Origin of the sequence: Hyphomicrobium sp. LHD-15, from assembly GCF_031157355.1 — a bacterium.
In the GTDB taxonomy this organism is placed as follows: Bacteria; Pseudomonadota; Alphaproteobacteria; order Rhizobiales; family Hyphomicrobiaceae; genus Hyphomicrobium_C.
In genome coordinates this window covers 120,228-136,490 of sequence record NZ_JAVIFT010000007.1, presented here as the reverse complement: position 1 = coordinate 136,490, position 16,263 = coordinate 120,228, and the positions used below count along the sequence as shown (strand labels likewise).

At 56.9% G+C, this 16,263-nt stretch carries 12 protein-coding genes; 9 read left to right on the top strand and 3 right to left on the bottom strand.

Annotation, left to right across the window (positions count from 1 at the left end):
- Window positions 1-69: 69 nt before the first annotated feature.
- Both RCO24_RS17850 and RCO24_RS17845 read left to right on the top strand, forming a co-directional pair.
- Window positions 70-519, top strand: coding sequence for a peroxiredoxin (locus RCO24_RS17850; protein WP_308964081.1), 450 nt, complete (start codon window positions 70-72; stop codon window positions 517-519).
- A gap of 209 nt (window positions 520-728) precedes the next feature.
- Window positions 729-1,355 carry a tyrosine-type recombinase/integrase gene (locus RCO24_RS17845; protein WP_308964032.1) on the top strand — a complete coding sequence of 209 codons (627 nt, stop codon included), beginning with the start codon at window positions 729-731 and terminating at the stop codon, window positions 1,353-1,355.
- Window positions 1,356-1,663: 308 nt separating this feature from the next.
- Here the strand turns inward: RCO24_RS17845 and RCO24_RS17840 are convergent, their stop codons facing one another.
- The gene (locus tag RCO24_RS17840; RefSeq protein ID WP_308964031.1) at window positions 1,664-2,950 is read right to left on the bottom strand and encodes a tyrosine-type recombinase/integrase; all 1,287 of its coding nucleotides are present in this window, start codon (window positions 2,948-2,950) and stop codon (window positions 1,664-1,666) included.
- 470 nt (window positions 2,951-3,420) lie between these two features.
- On the opposite strand from RCO24_RS17840, the gene RCO24_RS17835 reads away from it, so the two are divergent.
- From RCO24_RS17835 to RCO24_RS17815, 5 genes are all read left to right on the top strand, one after another.
- Window positions 3,421-3,717, top strand: a complete 297-nt coding sequence (locus tag RCO24_RS17835) for a hypothetical protein (RefSeq protein ID WP_308964030.1) — start codon at window positions 3,421-3,423, stop codon at window positions 3,715-3,717.
- 847 nt (window positions 3,718-4,564) lie between these two features.
- Window positions 4,565-5,305, top strand: coding sequence for a LuxR family transcriptional regulator (locus RCO24_RS17830; RefSeq protein WP_308964029.1), 741 nt, complete (start codon window positions 4,565-4,567; stop codon window positions 5,303-5,305).
- A 124-nt stretch (window positions 5,306-5,429) separates the two neighbouring features.
- A complete protein-coding gene (locus RCO24_RS17825; protein WP_308964027.1) occupies window positions 5,430-6,062 on the top strand; it encodes an acyl-homoserine-lactone synthase in 633 nt (210 codons plus the stop codon).
- A 5-nt stretch (window positions 6,063-6,067) separates the two neighbouring features.
- Entirely contained in the window at window positions 6,068-7,696 is a 1,629-nt protein-coding gene (locus RCO24_RS17820; protein ID WP_308964025.1) for an AMP-binding protein, read from the top strand.
- The gene (locus tag RCO24_RS17815; RefSeq protein ID WP_308964024.1) at window positions 7,686-7,922 is read left to right on the top strand and encodes a hypothetical protein; all 237 of its coding nucleotides are present in this window, start codon (window positions 7,686-7,688) and stop codon (window positions 7,920-7,922) included. The genes RCO24_RS17820 and RCO24_RS17815 overlap by 11 nt, the downstream gene beginning before the upstream one ends.
- Here RCO24_RS17815 and RCO24_RS17810 read toward each other — a convergent pair.
- Window positions 7,919-8,374 (bottom strand): helix-turn-helix transcriptional regulator, encoded by a 456-nt coding sequence (locus tag RCO24_RS17810; RefSeq protein WP_308964023.1) that lies wholly within the window; start codon window positions 8,372-8,374, stop codon window positions 7,919-7,921. The two genes, RCO24_RS17815 and RCO24_RS17810, sit on opposite strands and share 4 nt — an antisense overlap.
- Window positions 8,375-9,368: 994 nt before the next feature.
- Here RCO24_RS17810 and RCO24_RS17805 point away from each other — a divergent pair.
- Both RCO24_RS17805 and RCO24_RS17800 read left to right on the top strand, forming a co-directional pair.
- Complete coding sequence (locus RCO24_RS17805) at window positions 9,369-10,064, top strand: hypothetical protein (protein WP_308964022.1); 696 nt, start codon at window positions 9,369-9,371, stop codon at window positions 10,062-10,064.
- 117 nt (window positions 10,065-10,181) lie between these two features.
- Window positions 10,182-11,258, top strand: a complete 1,077-nt coding sequence (locus RCO24_RS17800; RefSeq protein WP_308964020.1) for a hypothetical protein — start codon at window positions 10,182-10,184, stop codon at window positions 11,256-11,258.
- Here the strand turns inward: RCO24_RS17800 and RCO24_RS17795 are convergent.
- The gene (locus RCO24_RS17795; RefSeq protein WP_308964019.1) at window positions 11,239-16,260 is read right to left on the bottom strand and encodes a hypothetical protein; all 5,022 of its coding nucleotides are present in this window, start codon (window positions 16,258-16,260) and stop codon (window positions 11,239-11,241) included. The genes RCO24_RS17800 and RCO24_RS17795 overlap by 20 nt on opposite strands.
- Between the last annotated feature and the right edge of the window lie 3 nt (window positions 16,261-16,263).

Below are 16,263 nucleotides of genomic sequence, written 5' to 3'. Positions count from 1 at the left end.
GCGCTTACCCTCAACCCAAAAAGATCGTGCTGTTGCTGATCGACAGTTTCGGGTGGCAGTTACGGGCAAATCATCGATCTGTCAAACCTCGCAGGGATGACCGTGGTGTACGCCTACCCGATGACGGGTCGGCTGGGCATCGCGTTGCCCGACGGCTGGGACATGCTGCCAGGCGCTCGCGGTTGCACGCCGCAGTCCTGTTCGTTCAGAGATCACCATGCCGAGCTTAAGGCGCTCGGCGCGGACCACCTGTTCGGCCTTTCCACCCAAACAACCCATTACCAGCAGGCGGCTGCAGAACGCCTTCACCTGCCGTTTGCGCTGCTTTCGGACTGCGACTTCAAGTTCACCGACGCGATGCGATTGCCCACCTTCGAGACGAGCGGAATGCGGCTCCTGAAGCGTTTGACGATGATTATCGTCGACGGGCGGATCAAACACATCTTCTATCCCGTGTTTCCACCTGATCGCAGCGCCACAGACGTCGCCAACTGGTTGCGAGCGCGTCCAGCAGCGTGATTGAGAGTGCAATAACAACAACGGATGAAATCACTGAAACCGGACGCGGACCTGTGCATAAAACAGCGCCAGTAGTCCCTTCCACTTTGGGTCATAATCGTCGGCCGCAAACCAATCCAAGGAAGTTTTAGCCCGAATCCAGCCGTTGAGTAAGGCGTTGGCTCTGCTGCGGAGCACGTTCGTTCGTCTCTCTAGAAAGGAGACCAACCATGGAACAGGAACATGCTCCAAAGACAGTGACCCGAGTACCTTGGAACAAGGGCAAGCTAGTAGGCGCGAAGCCGCCCTTGCGCCCGAGCCACGTCTGGTCGATCCGGACCAAGCTCGAAATCGAGGGCAAGAAGAGAGACCTGGCTCTCTTCAACCTGGCGATCGACAGCAAGCTTCGAGGCTGTGACGTAGTTGCCGTTCGCGTCGATGACGTTGCGCCGAGCGGATACTCGATGGACCGCGCAACCGTCCGGCAGAAGAAGACCGGCAGGCCGGTACGGTTTGAGCTAACCGATCAGACACGCCAGGCCATCGACGAGTATCTGCGCTTGACTGGACGCAAGCCGCGTCAGTTCCTCTTCGCCGGTCGTGGCGACAGAGGTGGGCTGACAACGCGGCAGTACGCGCGTCTCGTTCTTGAGTGGATCGCCAGTATCGGTCGCGACACGGCGAAGTTCGGCACACACTCGCTGCGTCGGACAAAGGCGGTGCTCATCTACCGGAGAACCGGAAACCTTCGGGCTGTCCAGCTATTGCTTGGGCATTCGAAGATCGAAAGCACCGTAAGGTACCCCGGCATAGAGGTAGACGACGCGATTGAGATCGCCGAGAAGATCGACATCTGAGCAACTGACGCGCTAGATACCGGACGTGGTCGGCGGTGCCGGTTGCCTCGCCGATCACCATTATGCCGATGGCAGCTATTGGGACTGACCGCCGAACTTGGCCGTTGGCATTTCCACATGATGGACGTAACCGCAGCATAAACTTGTACAACCGTCTGGTTTGCAACGTTATTCTGAACGTGATGGCGGATTTGAATTCACGAGCCGGAGCGAATACACCCTCCCGCGGAGCGCACCTTGGCTGCGGCGGGAGATGCGGATGAATCCACCCTACAATCGACGACGCACCGAGACGCTCCACAGTCGATCTACAGAACCGGAGGAATAAACTTCTCTCGAATTTCCTGATCGAGCACGTCATCAGTGCAATGCGCGTAGGTCTGCATGACGGTCCGAACGTGCCGATGTCCAAGCTGACGAGCAACCGCTATGGGTGAGATGCCTTCCTGAAGCCGCAGCGACGCGTATGTGTGCCGCATTGTATGGAAGACGTAGCGGTTCGGCAGACCTGCTTTTTTCAGAGCTGTTCTAAATCGACTCTGCATGGCGTAGCGCGTCCAACTGCTACCGTCGGCCCGGGTAAAGATGAGATCCGTTGAGCCACGTTTCGTCGCGAGTGAAAGAAGGTAATCATAGCCGGTGCGCGGAAGCGCGATGTAGTGTGCCTCTACCTTCTTTACGGCACGAATGTAGACGGCTAGCCGATCAGCAAGAAGGTCTCCAGCCTGGATGCTGAGCAGCTCGGTAATGCGGCAGCCGGTATAAAAGAGCCCGATCAGAAGGGTTTTTATTTCTGCATCGGCCACAGCCAACAAGCTCTCAAACTGCTGGCGCGTCAGAATGTCTGTACGGGGGCGGACACCGTCCTTGAAGCGAAAGGTTCGTCGCCACCCTCTATCATCTAAGATTTTGCCGGCTTCCCACGCCAACAACAACGCCGCGCGAAGAATGGAGACGGCATTGTTGGCGGAGACGCGGCGCTTCCGGCGCGCATCTGGGTCCAAGGTTTTGGGATCGATCAGGAAGCGCGTCGCAGACTTTGCTGAATTTGATGGCGTCGCTTCAATACGCTCCATCATCCGACGTATGTGAATGTGGTTGAGTTCGTCTGCTCGAACCGTCCCTAGTTCGGGATAGATGTAGTAGTTGATGTTGCTCAGCGCGGTCTGAAACGAGCTCTCAGTCCCAAAGGTGCGCTTCCACTCGACATACTCGGCGAGTGCGTGACCAACGGTGTAAACGTCTCCGAAGGGGCAGAAGCGGAGTCCACGCTCCTTTCCAAAGCACACCTGAGCAGAAAAGTTCTTGGTTAAATGCGGTCGCGAACAAAGGTTCTGAGCGCGTGCCTTCGCCTCTGCAAACGTCAGAATCGTCGCACCATTAGATCGGTCGTAGTCGTCAGCAATTGCGAATGTCTCTTCGCGATACAGCTTGCAATGTTGGGTCACCCTTGCAACCCACCGCCCAGGGCCCGATTGCCTCGGGATGTAGCCTACGGCCTTGCCAACATCAAAACAGTGGTAGTATCCGGCACGTCGGTATCTCATGGATCGGCGAACCTGGGGATCACCCAGGATGGTGTCGTGCTTATTCATTGGGTCACTCCTCACTCATGTGCCGATATCTCGGCATGCAGTTCGATTATGCATCGAGATTGCTGCGGAGATAGCCACATGATGCAAACCCAAATGGGCATAGTCGAAGGTCCGTACAGCGTTGCGGATCAATGCGGCGGCTAATGTTTGCTTCTGTAGAACCGCGGTTGGCCTCCGATGACGCAGACCCATGGTGAGCAGACATTGCCAAAAGTGCGAGCGGCACGGCTGTCCCGTCGTCACGCTATGACCGCTTGAGGGACAGACCTACCGAACAGGTCCGGCGATGGCAGCCTTTTGATTGGCGGTTGAATACTGCTGGTAGTCGGTTGACATGCGCACATATTGCGCAGCCTTCTTTTCGCTGGCCGAAGCAGGCATGCTCTCCTCCATCAAAGCCTTTTCAAATATATTGCGGGCTCGTCGGAGAACTACGACGGGATCTTCTCGATGGGCGCGGATGTTTTCAGATGTTTGGCTTCATTCAACAGTGGTTGGATCGACGGCGGCAGTTGCGGGCCCTTTGGAAGGCCGACGCGCGGATCCTACTCCGCGCAAACGAACGCACAGCATACTATGAGGCGCAGCGCCTCGTTGCCCGCTCGCGAGCGCGAGGTGACAACCACGGTTTCTGGCATTGGGCAAAGGTCGCGGCCGAAATTGCGCGACTGTCCGACAACGTCGAGATGGATTTGGCAACGCTCAAGGCCATCGCGGCGGAAGAGCTAAATGGCGCACGGAAGACAGAATTCGAGCGACCGAACTGAACCGTTTCAGTTGGGCAGATTTGATCGACGATCTCTTTGAAGAGCGACCGGGTAGCAGGAAACGGGCAGAGGCGAACCTCGAATCCATCGACTTCGATCCGCGGAGATTTCTTTGGGCGTGCGGGTCACACTGCCGCGTACGGCCGGCAGCACGCCAAGTCCAGTGCCGCCTCACTCGACCCGAGGTTTCGAGACGTCCGAGATTCAAAGATCAAGAGCACGGTAAGTTATCTCGAAGATCGACGTCTGATGGCTGCATTGTACCTGTCAGTGGACCTGGTCGGCGTGCGCTTGGGGGCGCCGACTTCTAATGCGGCAATGGCCGCTTCTGGGACACATCACCTAGCCCGAGTTGCGACGCAGAAATTCCGGACATCGCGGAAAAACACGGCTAGCATCGATTGTGCTAATACTCACTTGACTGCTTTGCACCGCATTGCCAACGAAGGTTCACCACCAGCGCCCAATTTCACCCTAGCGAAAGCGAAGAAAAGCTTTCGATGATAGACGCTCTTCAGTATCGCCCGGAGTGCTCACCTCAACCGTCACGACCCGTTGTAAATCAGCAGCCCATTTATTTCAACTCGACCGGAACACACGCGGAAATCAACGGCACATCACGCCTACTCACTGTTCAACATCGATCGATAGCAGAGATACCCACTCAGCATTTTCGGCGAAGTTGCTGTGCGGCGTTTCTATCCGCGAGAGACACTATGCCATCGTGCCGCTATGCCGGCCGTCAACGATCGAGCCAAGCTGCGGGAGCCCTTGCCGAGGGGCGGACTTGTTGTCGATTCGAGACTAAGTTACTCTTTTGAGGGAATGTGGTTGAGCGGGGTGGGGCATGCGTACACCACGGGTCGAAATCGAAACCTTTGATTTTATAGATCAGCTTAGTGGGACTTTGAAAGCGAGCGAGGTTTACCCGCTATTGGCAAAGGAAATTTCAAAATTCGGCTTTACGAATTTCCTGATCACTGAGATGCCTCCTCCGAACTCTGGTCTTGAGAATTTCATGATTTTGAATGGGTGGTCGCAAGTCTGGTTCGATCGCTACATCGAGAAAGGTTTCTATCGCCACGATCCCATGGCACGACATACTCGCGAAACGACGAGGCCGTTCTTTTGGAGTGAGGTGGCCGCTACTAAGTTCACGGCACAAGCCAGACAGGTCATGAACGAGGCGGGTGAATGCGGGCTGAACCAAGGCTTCAGCATTCCGCTGATTGGCAGCGCCGGTGAACAATCTTGTGTGACCATGGGTGGTCGTCAACTCGACATCCCGCCGCGTGGGCGAGAAGCGCTGCATCTGATGTCGATCTATGCCCACGATCTCGCGCGCTGCCACAGGGCGCGGCTGAGGACCCGAGCGGCGGAAGACGATGCCGACCGCCTTACGCCACGGGAGCGTGAGGTTTTAAAATGGGTCTCGCGCGGCAAAACCGACTGGGAGATCGGTGAAATACTGAAAATATCCGCGGCGACCTCAACCGCGCATATGCAGAATATCTGTCGAAAGCTACGTGCCGTGACGCGCGCCCAGGCTGTCGCCAGTGGCATTCGCCGCAGAGAAATATTGCTTTAGAAATCAATAAACTATCCTCCCTCATATGCCAATCCAAGCCGTAGTAGGAATCCCCATTTCTTAGGATTCCCGCGAACGACCTTACGTGGCGTGCTTGCCCCGAACTCCTTTCGGAGGCAGGGACATGTTGCACATCATTACGGGCGAGAACCGACACCTCTATCAGAGCCAAGTCGACGATAGCTTTCGCATCCGGCATCGCATCTACGTACATGAGCGAGGCTGGAAAGATCTCGCTCGCGCAGACGGCCGAGAAGTCGATCAGTTCGACAATAGCGACGCAATCTACCTTCTGATGCTCGATGAGACCGACGGGCGTGTGATCGGAGGCTCCCGTCTTATACCCTCCCTCAAGCCGCATCTGCTCGCCGACGTGTTCCCGCAGTTGGCGAGCACACATCCGGTTCCCCGTTCGCCCAATATCTACGAGTGGACAAGATTTTACGTAGTACCAGAGCGTCGCGAACCGCACGCGACTAGCGATGTCGCCTGTACGATCATGTGCGGTGTCCAGGAATTTGGGCTCGAGCACAACCTATCGCAATTCTCCATCGTAACCGAGCCCTATTGGATCCCCCGCTTCTTGCGGCTCGGTTGGTCACCGCGCCCGCTTGGACTTCCCATTCAATGGCAGGGCATGGATGTCGTCGGGATAACTGTTGATGTTTCTGAATTTGCCCTCCGCGAAACGCGCCGACTGCGCGGCATTCGCACCCCGGTCTTATCCCACAACTTCAACCGCAAACTTGCGGGGTGACGGCGATGTCAAAACGGTTTGACAGCTTTGTTCGCGATCGTATGCCAGAAGCGCACTCACAACCCGATCTCCTCAAAGTTCCGGGACGCGCGTATTCGCCCCGCTTAAACGTCGTCGAGGAATTGCTCGATTATTGGATTGCGCGCGGCTACGGCGCACGCCCAGCGCTCATGAGTCCATCCACAAAATGGACATACGACGAGCTTTTCGTGCGCGTGTCCCGGTATGCTGCGGTCTTACGACATCGACTTGGGGTGATACCTGGAAATCGCGTCCTCCTTCGGGGGCGCAACAGTCCGATGCTAGCGGCCCTGCACCTTGCAGTCATTCGAGCTGGAGGCGTCGTAGTCTCGACGATGCCATTGCTGCGAAAAAACGAACTTGTGACGATCATCAACAAAGCAGAGATTTCGCACGCAATTTGCGAAGGCGACCTCCTTGGTGAGCTGGAGACATGTCGCTCCAAGTGTCGGTCGCTTCGCTCGATCACAAGTTATCGTGTTTATTCTGGACCGGTTGAGCTGGGATCGGCAGATATCGACGCCTTTGCGGCAACCGAAACTCGCTTTGCGGATGCCTATCGCTCGCGCTCCGATACACCGTGTCTGATTGCGTTTACGTCAGGCACCACCGGCAAACCCAAGGGGGCGATCCACACCCATCGGGACTTGCTCGCTATCTGCGACACCTTCTCAGAACACATTCTCCAACCCACATCAGACGATCTATTCTGCGGCTCGCCCTCTCTCGCCTTCACCTATGGGCTTGGCGGTCTCCTCCTGTTTCCGCTGCGCGCAGGAGCTTGCAGTCTCCTACTCGAAGATGGCCGTCCTGCCTCTCTCCTACAGGCCATCGAGACTTATCGGCCGAGCATATGTTTCACTGCGCCTACAGCTTATCGGGCAATGCTCAAATCGATCAACGACTTCGACATCCGATCGTTGCGAAAATGCGTCTCCGCCGGAGAAGCACTCCCTCGAGCGACGTTCGAAGAATTTCTCTTAGTGACCGGGTTGAAACTCATTGATGGCATTGGTTCGACCGAAATGCTGCATGTTTTCATTTCGGCTGCGGGGGACGCGATCAGACCTGGTTCAACCGGCAAGGTCGTTCCGGGCTATCTCGCGACAATCCTTGACGATCAAGGAAACGAAGTCCCGTCTGGCGATGTAGGGTGGCTCGCGGTCAAAGGTCCCACCGGGTGCCGTTACCTCAGCGATGACCGACAAAACGTTTATGTCAAAAACGGCTGGAACATCACCGGCGATGCCTATTCTCGCGATGACGATGGCTATTTCTGGTTTCAGTCCCGGATGGACGACCTGATCGTCACTTCAGGATACAAAGTTGCAGCTCCAGAGGTGGAGAGTGCGCTGCTCGAGCATCCGGCGGTCGCGGAGTGCGCGGTGGTGGGCGTTCCCTGCCTGGACAGAGGACATAGCGTCAAAGCGTATATAATACTGCGGACCGGCATGAAGAAAACTAATAGACTTTCGGAAACACTGATCGATCACGTCAAGACCGTGATCGCGCCTTACAAGGCGCCTCGGGAGGTCGTGTTCGTCAAAGGTCTACCCAAGACATTGACGGGTAAGCTCAAACGTTTCGCACTTAGGGCGCAACATGCAGCATAAACAATCGCAGCTGCACGCTGTTATTCTAAACATCGACGACCAGGACGCACTCAAAACTCGCGCAAAAGGACTCGCTCGCTTGCTGATCTACGCAACACACGATGCGCTGGAACTCGGCGGAGATGATATTGCGGCTACGTTGGTGGGCGCCATAGAGTCGTTAAAAACGCAATACAAGCTCGAGGACAAGGACATTCTTCCGCCCGCCAGAGGCGGCATGAACTAGTCGGCCGCTTTACCGTCCAGCTCTTCTCCGCATGCGGCGATATTTCGGATATGGTCGCGGACGGCCCGTCTCAAGTTGCGATCTCTGATCTGAGAAAACGCACGCAACACTGAAACGGTATCTCGATCCCTAAGAAGGGCTAATACGCCCTCTTCCTCAACAACCCGATACTCGTCTTCGGTTTGAAAGAAGATATGAACGGGGGCGTTCAACGCCTCCGCTATCTGATGGAGCTTGCTAGCGCTAATCCGATTGAGGCCATTTTCATACTTCTGGACCTGCTGGAAGGAGATGCCAACCTTTTCGGCTAGTCCCTGCTGACTTAGGCCATTCATGATGCGCCGCACTCGCACGCGTTGCCCCACAAGAACATCAATCTCATTGGGAGCCCGCTTGAGCAGTTCGGTCGCCTCAGGCTGGATCTGGGTGGCATCGTTTTTTTTCTTGCGCATTCACTTAGTCCCCCCTTGTCTAACCTCGGCATTCTATCCTCCATCGAGGTTTGGAAAACATACCATGAAGAACGCACGACCTTGGATGTCGATCTAAGCTGAACTTTCGGTATCGAATTTCACAACCTTAACTTGGGACGAGCCCGATGGGTCTCGAGCGTTTGTCGCAAATTCCAACGCGACGCGAGCGTATCCAAATTGACACTTGGTTGCAATCGAGGCCGGCCGTCCGCTTGACACTCCTCGACAACGGATTGATCCTTCATCGGCAAGTCGATCACTAGGCATTGCTATGGGACATTGGGAACAGATTGGAGCAGAAAACAGGCGGCGGTGCCGATCAGGCAGCCGATGGTCACGGTGGTTTTCGACCATGTTCTTCATTGCAATGGCAGCCGTGCTTTGGGGGCTTGTCATTGGCGCGGTGGTACGTGCCTAACTTGGGGGGCTTCTTGGAAGAAGCCCCCTCAAGACTCACCTCGGTAACCCGGGATAGCAGCGCGCATTGCTCGGCACTGCCGCGAAACCACGCCGAATGTGTGAATCCTCGATCCGCGCCATTCGTTCGCCGGCTTCGCCGTTATGAGCGGCGGCACGCGCCCCGTGAATGGTACGCTGCTTAGCCACAATACGCCGATCGCGACGGCTAAGATGCTCACCTCACGAATGATCCGGTGAACTATCTCGCAGAGACCACAGGAACGGCTTTTGGCTCACGCAATGTCTTTGGGTAGGCCACCTGGAACGAGCTGCCGACGGCTCCCTCACCGATTGATCGACGAGCTAATCCTGTTGACCCGCAGCGATTAGTTAGCTTTGATATTATCGTCGAAGCCCACAATGAACCTCGATGTCCGCGTTTTATTTTAATATAGATTGCTAAAACGTTGAGCGGTGGGCAGCAAAATTCCCAACGCCAATTGCAAATCCGAACAAGCGTCTGAATCGTCTTGGCGCTCTACCGCTTCCTTCTACTTTATTGCCGGGGGCACACATGTGGAAGACTGCCATCCGCTTAATAGCTTTGATTGCGGCAAGCGTCGCATCGACCGCCGCGAACGCCCAACCCGCCTGCTCCACGCCGAACGATAACTCCTGCGCGGCCTATACGGGATGTATTGAGAAAAACTGCAGATGCGATTCCACGGCGTCAAAATATGTCGTTCAGTTCGGGTTCAAATATTGCCAACGTTTCGCCGCCGAAATGCGTTTCTCTGGCGCCGGTCAATCTTGGCGTGACAAGACGCTGCGCTGTCTGCGTGACGAGATCGCGAAGTCTTACGTTCAAAATTCTCAACCGTGCAACTGCGCCAAAATACAGGCGGATGCGATCGCGTCCCATAACAAATGTTATACAATCGCCCCATCCTTCTGTTCGCTGAACGATAGCGATATCAAGGTCGTCGCCCGAATTGTTGATATCGGGGATGCCCTAGCTCTCGGACGTCCCGGCTTTATCGAAACCGCCAAAACACTCGTCGTTTGCCACACTCAGGTCGGCGTAACGCGCGGCGCTCAAATAGCCGGAGTGTTTCTCCTCGAGACATTGGACGAAGGCAGGGAGATGGCGCGAAATTACGTTATCCAGGTTGCCGAAGAGGGGCGAATTTACGCCATCGCGAAGGGGCTCCCACAAGTCGCAAAGAAATTTGAAGAGTTGCGGGACTCCCTTAAGCCGGTGCTGCCTTGAGTTAGACGACTGCCAGGTGTTCCACTCAGTCTGTGTGAAGTGCCCAATATCACGATTTGAAATTAAGTACGCACTGGCCGGCGGACTGGCCATTTTGTGTTAAGGCGAGGCCGGGATATGCTTCTCTCCAGGCGAGACATCCTGCATGGCGCGGCGTCACTTACTTGTGCCTCGCTGACGTCACCAGCTTTCATTTCGTCCAGCGCCACAGCGCACGTCGGCGAGGTGGCATCTAAGCTCGGCCCTTTCAAATGGATTTCCGGCCAGTTGAATGCGGGGCATGATCAGATAACCGCACGATTGGCACGGCGACTTTTCGAGCAAGAGTGGACGGGCGTCCCTGTAGAAGAGGCCGGTTCGGCAAAGGCCGCATTGCGGCTGATCTCAGAGGGAGGAAACGGATTGGTTTGCTGCTCGGCTCGCGCTCTGCTTTGCGCGGTCCGGGATGGTTTGCCGGTCGTCTCGATTGCAGAGCTCGCGCGAGGCTGTGAGTATCTCATTCTGGTGCGCACGGCCGATGATGGCGCGCAATGGTTGCCGGATTTCCGCAGCGGAAAGCTTTTGGCAACTAATTTGCAGCAGGTCCAGCTTTGGCGCGAGTTAAAACTCGCCTATCACTGGGACGCCGCGACGATCGTGGAGCGCCAGGTTGAGCCGGACATCGCGCTGGCGGTGGGAGCGGCCGACGCCATTCTCGCGACACCGCTGGAAGTTGCGCAGAACAAGATATGTGGACATCGCTTCGCCACTATGCGTTTGGCGGATGAGGACTCGCTTCCGGCGCAGGTGCTCGCAATGCCGTGCGGCGCCATCAGCGACAGGGACACAGTCGCGCGCACCCGGCAGATTCTGCTTACTCTCAATGCTGCCGCTGCGTACGCGGTCGAGCGTTCGGCCGAGGCCGCTGCGCTCGTGCGCTCTGAACCACAACTTGCGCATTATTCCCAATCCCTGCTCGCAATGCAATTTGAGGCTCTGTCACGAATGCAAAGGGCTTCGTTTGGGTTCCACAGCGCATTCGGTCGGCATCATAGAGCGGGCTGGCGTCAGCTCACGGCGAGACTTGCAACGAGTGACCACCGCTTAAATCGAACCTTCGTTCCTTATACGAACAGCCTCCTGCCCTGGGGATCCGGCGGCTATCTGGCACAAGCGCTACGTAATGCCGACGGAATCACCCCTGCCCGCGCGTGATCTCCGACCGTTCTTTAATACCTAGAGGTGGCGAGACGCGCCTGATCCTGGCGATGGCGTCGTGATGCTCCCCGTCGTCTGACGGGAAAAGCAGCATCCAAAGCTCATGGTCTCTCGCGCTTGGCTTCTGACCGACTTTCTCGTCGTAGCGCTTCGCCATATCCCTATAGAGAGACCTCCAGCTCTTGTGAATTTCGATCTCCAACAGGCGTCCAACGAAGCGCGCGGTTTCTTCGTCGACCTTGATTGCCGACGGATGAGCAGCCTCAACCTCCTCGAAACCATTCTTGGTGATGCGCTTCAGGTTGTAAAAGACCTCGCCTTCGGTTCCGTCCGCCTCCTTTATCTTCACGGTGATCACCAGGTAGACGTCCCGGACCATCTTGCTGTCCGGCTCCGGGTCGTCAGCCAGAATGGCGATGGGTTGCGCGTTCAAGAGGACTTCTGATCCGCGAATATTCAGCTCTTGCGCATCGCGCCACTGGATCGGTTCGCCGCCTTTCTTGACGCGCCAATACCGGGCGTCGCGATTGAAGATCACCCATTCCGGCTGGGTCCATTCTGATTCGTAGGTGCTGACTTGATTAGCAGCATCTACCATGCTCGCTACCAGTCCGCGCTGAAAGCGAACTTGCGCCATAACATCCGTGCCTTTGGTCATCGGAGTCGGGATACGCAGCTCGAAACATGAGGCGGCAATCTGAGGCCGTTTCACGTTGGCGTCGAATGTCAATCCGAACGGCCAGCGCGTCGACACCTCGATGCTGGGATCGGCTGTCTTCGCGCTGACGATGGGATCGAAACCGAACTGATGGGCGCTGCTGCCGGGCATTTCTTCCCACGCGACAACCTGCACGTTCAGCTTTTCCGCCAGCCCCGCATGGCTGCCCCAAGCCTCGTCGAGCATCACGAGGAGAGAATTGCGGGGATCTTCCGGAGTTGCTGGCGAGCCATCGGGCCTCTCCGCTGGCCCGATAGACTGGGTTAGCGGCAAGATGAACCTGACGCTAGGCTTCGGCATGCGATCACGAGGGCGTGCCTTGAGGAGCAGTCGCCGCCAGGGTGAGTTGATCCGAGCTTTGGGGCGCAGTTCCTCCGCTAGCAGGCCCGCGTAGCGAGACTCGATGCGGGCCGAGAACCGCCAATACTGCGCGCGGCGATCGAGATCCATATCGATGCGGTGCGTTGGTCCGACTCTCACGAGACCAGCGTCCATCGCAGCCTCCTCCCGCATCGCCAAAGCCGCCGCAGCCACGTCGGCCTTTGGCGGCATCAGAAGCCCTGTGCTGATCAGCGCTTCTGTGTCCGTGCGGTCGCCAAAGAGCTGTCCGTCCGCGCTTACGATATCTTTCCACGCATCGGACTGATCGCCTTTGTCCTGCCAAATCCACGCCCCCTGCCTTCTGCTTCCAGGCGGCATTTTTCTTTCATCATCAACGAACGCCTTTTCGAGACGGCCTGTTACGTCCCCTCCGAACGAGCGTCCGCTCCAACTCCAGAGCTGACAACGCAGGAGACTGCGCTTTGCGTAAGGGGAAATACGATCGTCCTTCGGCCAATTATTGCGCAAGCCAATCTCGAGAGGCGAACGCTGTGTCTCGAGAGGAGCGATCTGCTCGTACAGCACACGACGGCGCTTCAATTGCGCCTCCTTGTCGACCTTGTCGACCTCAAACCCGCCGAGCGTTGCCACCTCAACCGTCAAGTACGTCGCAGACACGGCGTAGCGATCGCCGTATTTCAGCTTATCCGTATCCTTACGCAACTGCCGCCCCGCGCCCTCTGCCTGCTTTACGAACCACAACGGAGGGAGAGTGCGGAAGCGTGCCGCGTTCCCGTTTTTTTCTGGTTCGTCAAAAAATTTTCGATCGACCATAGAGGTGATGGCTATGCGGTAGAGGCCCCCCTCGGAAACGAAGATCGTCGAGCCTCCTGCGGGTGTTCCGTCAATCATCTTGACGTCCTGGTTCTTCCCCACCTTGACGGCAATGGGATACGTCCGGGACTGCCAATCCTTGATCTCGTTCTTGACGGGCGGTTTCAGTGGGAACTTAATTTCCTTGTCGACAACGAGGGCGCTTTGACCCACCACCTGGTTGTTTACCTTCCAGACCTGAAGCCGAAAAAATTCGACCGCCGGGTCATCTGGCGATTCGTCCTGGACCTTTGACGGTTCGATCGATTCCCTAAGCAGGGATGCAATCTCATTCCTTGCGGCTTTAGAGGCTGAGCTTTCCGACTCTCCCTCAGAAAGAACCTGCAGGTCGGCCGATCTCCAAACGACGAAGTCATTGGTGGACACTGCCGGCGGAACGACACCGAACTCGAACTCGGACTGACCTTCCTTCCAAGCCTTATTTTCCGCCGGCCTAAGGAGAATGATAGGGCCGAACGTGTCGTCATATCGGTCAGCCTCACTATCGAGGATGGGATCATCCACCACCATCTCAGGGCGGCCGATCAGGTCTTCAGCCAAAGGAAAAACCGGCCATGGTTCGGCGCGCGGGATCGGCGGGATTGCCAGCACACTGCCTTTACGTCCGAAGCGATCATCATCGTTCTTGATCGGAACAAGGCGCGGGGCACCAACAGGCGTTCGTCGAAGATAACGAAGCTTGATCCGCGTGGCACGTCCTTCGATGGCGCTTGGGACCGTATCGGGGAGCCGAAAACGTCCGCAATCGACCCCGTCCGTCAGCTCAGCGGGAAGAGCGCCAGCGTTTGTTTGACCGAAGAAGGCAAACTCATAGGTTCGGCCATAGCCGAGAGCGGGAATCTTCCACCACCGGCTGGACGCACCGCTGTCGGCCTTCCTGATCTGAAAGACAGCATGTGTCGGCTTCGCCAGCTTTTGACTGTTGGACTGCAGGCTATGCTTGGCGTTCAGATCTGCGACTACGGGAATTGCTGTTATCGGAAGCCCGGAATAGGTCACGACCCATCCCTCGAGCCCGTTCTGAGACACAACGCGCCAAGGTGCATGCCCAGTCGTGATGAGGTCTCCTGGCTTATCGCTCTCGCCTATAGCCCGAAATGCGCCGAGCGTCGGGCAGTACCACGGACTATTGACCGCGCCGGCCGACGTCATGATGCGCACGAGTACGCCAATCCCTACGAAGCGCGACAGCGCATTCTCCGGCTTGAACGGCTCAGGGCTCGTGGCTGCTGCACTTCCCGTGTCGGCCAGGTTGCCTACAACGAAGGTCAGCGGCTGGGGAACCGTCACAGGATCTATGGCGCCGAGGTCGATATCCGCTAAGGAAGCCTTGGATTCTGTGCCGATGCTCGCGACACGCGCCGCGAGGCTGTCGGAGAAGCCGCCCAGGATCTCGTTCTCGGCCGCTGCCCCAGCGTCAGTTCCAGACATTGCGCCGGCAAATCGTTTGAGAACGAACACCATCGCCCGCTCCTGAAGTACTGCCACGGAGGAAAGCGGCAGATCAAAATTTTTCCGCACTTCCTTCAATGCATTCTTGGCAACTTTCTTCACCGCCTCGGTCGCTTCAGCGTCGTTGCGTTCGAGTAGAGGCCTGATCCGGTCGATCGTCAGGCGCTGCCGCAGAGCTATCCTGGCGACTGCCGCTGAGATTCTGTCCTTGAGCTCAGTTTCGCGCTTTGCGAACTCCTCAGGCTGGTCGGCGCCATCATGTACAGCGGCAGCAATCTCCGTGCCCCACGCCTGCAACAGGAGCCCTGCGGCGCCACGCTGGCTGCGCAAGAGTACCCCCATCGTGCGTAAAACGTCGGCGAGGCTTTGCCGCGTCGGACCGTTTCCCTCGCCATTTGGGATATCGAGAATTTTTTCGGCCTGCCGCCATTGAATTTCGCTGCCCTCGGCGGCCGCGACGCTGGCGGCAATTTTTCTGAGCGTGGCAAACTCCGCATCGAAATCCGTTGCCTCCAACCTAGCATCGTAGGAGTCGTCCGCAGCAGCATCCTTCAGATTCCCCGCCAGGAGTTTCAAGACCTTGTCGAGGTTGACATCGTGTTTCGCCCGCGCATCTTCCGCGATTGCCCTCAATATAAGGTCCGCGGTCCACTCCGGCTCGCGCTCTTGCCCACGTCCGGTGCCGGCACCGAAGCCCACGCAGAACGCGAACAAACGCTTCACCAGCTTCGCTTCCTCGCGCTGGACTTCGGCATCTCTTGAGGCCCCGGCGGACCATACGCCGAGCGCGACGTCCAGGTGATCCACGAGGTCCATCGCTTCAACCAGCCGGATCGGTAATGCGGCGAACCAATCGTCGCCCGTCCACGATCGTCCTGAACTCGGGAACGACACCCAAAGTGTTTTAGGATCGATTTCAGGATCGTCTTCGTCTGCCGATAAGCTGCCCTGAAATCGGTCGAAGCAGATCGTGGCGGAGAATGTCACGCCTTCGGCCAACTCTGGGAAATCCTCCGAGGCGACGTGCTCGTAGTCGTAGGACACGCTGTTCTTGTCCAATACCTTGAAGCGTTTGGGAGTGAGGCCGAGGGTGCCTTTAGTCGTTTTGACCTGAAACGCCGGCGGCTTTATAAGCCTCAAGCTCCCCCCATACTTCAAGAAATGAGTGACGCGCAGAATACGACCCACTTGGCCCGGTTGCCGCGCCAGGCTCTCCAACGCGTGCGCCCAGACGACGGGTGCGCTTTGTCCCGGTTCGGGACCAGTCTCTGGCACTTTCGCCAGAAAGATCGGCCGTTCGATCGGCTGCGCGTCAAGGTCTGAGAAGTACAGCGCGTCGTAAATTTTGTCGATCTTCTCTCGTATGGCCTCCTGATCGCTCTCGGGCATGGCAAGGTCGAGCGGCTTGAGCGTGCGACCGATGAGTGTCCGAAACTCAAGTCCTGCGGTTCCGTCGAGCTTCTCCCAAAACCATGGCTTTGCGAGCGGCTTAATCGCTGTCTCGTCGATGCCTTTGATGTCATCGAGAAAAAGAGGTGAAAGCATAATTGCCGTCAACGGCTGACCATAAAGGTCAGGGAGGCGCGTGACCGCCATATTGATATGAAATTTCATGAT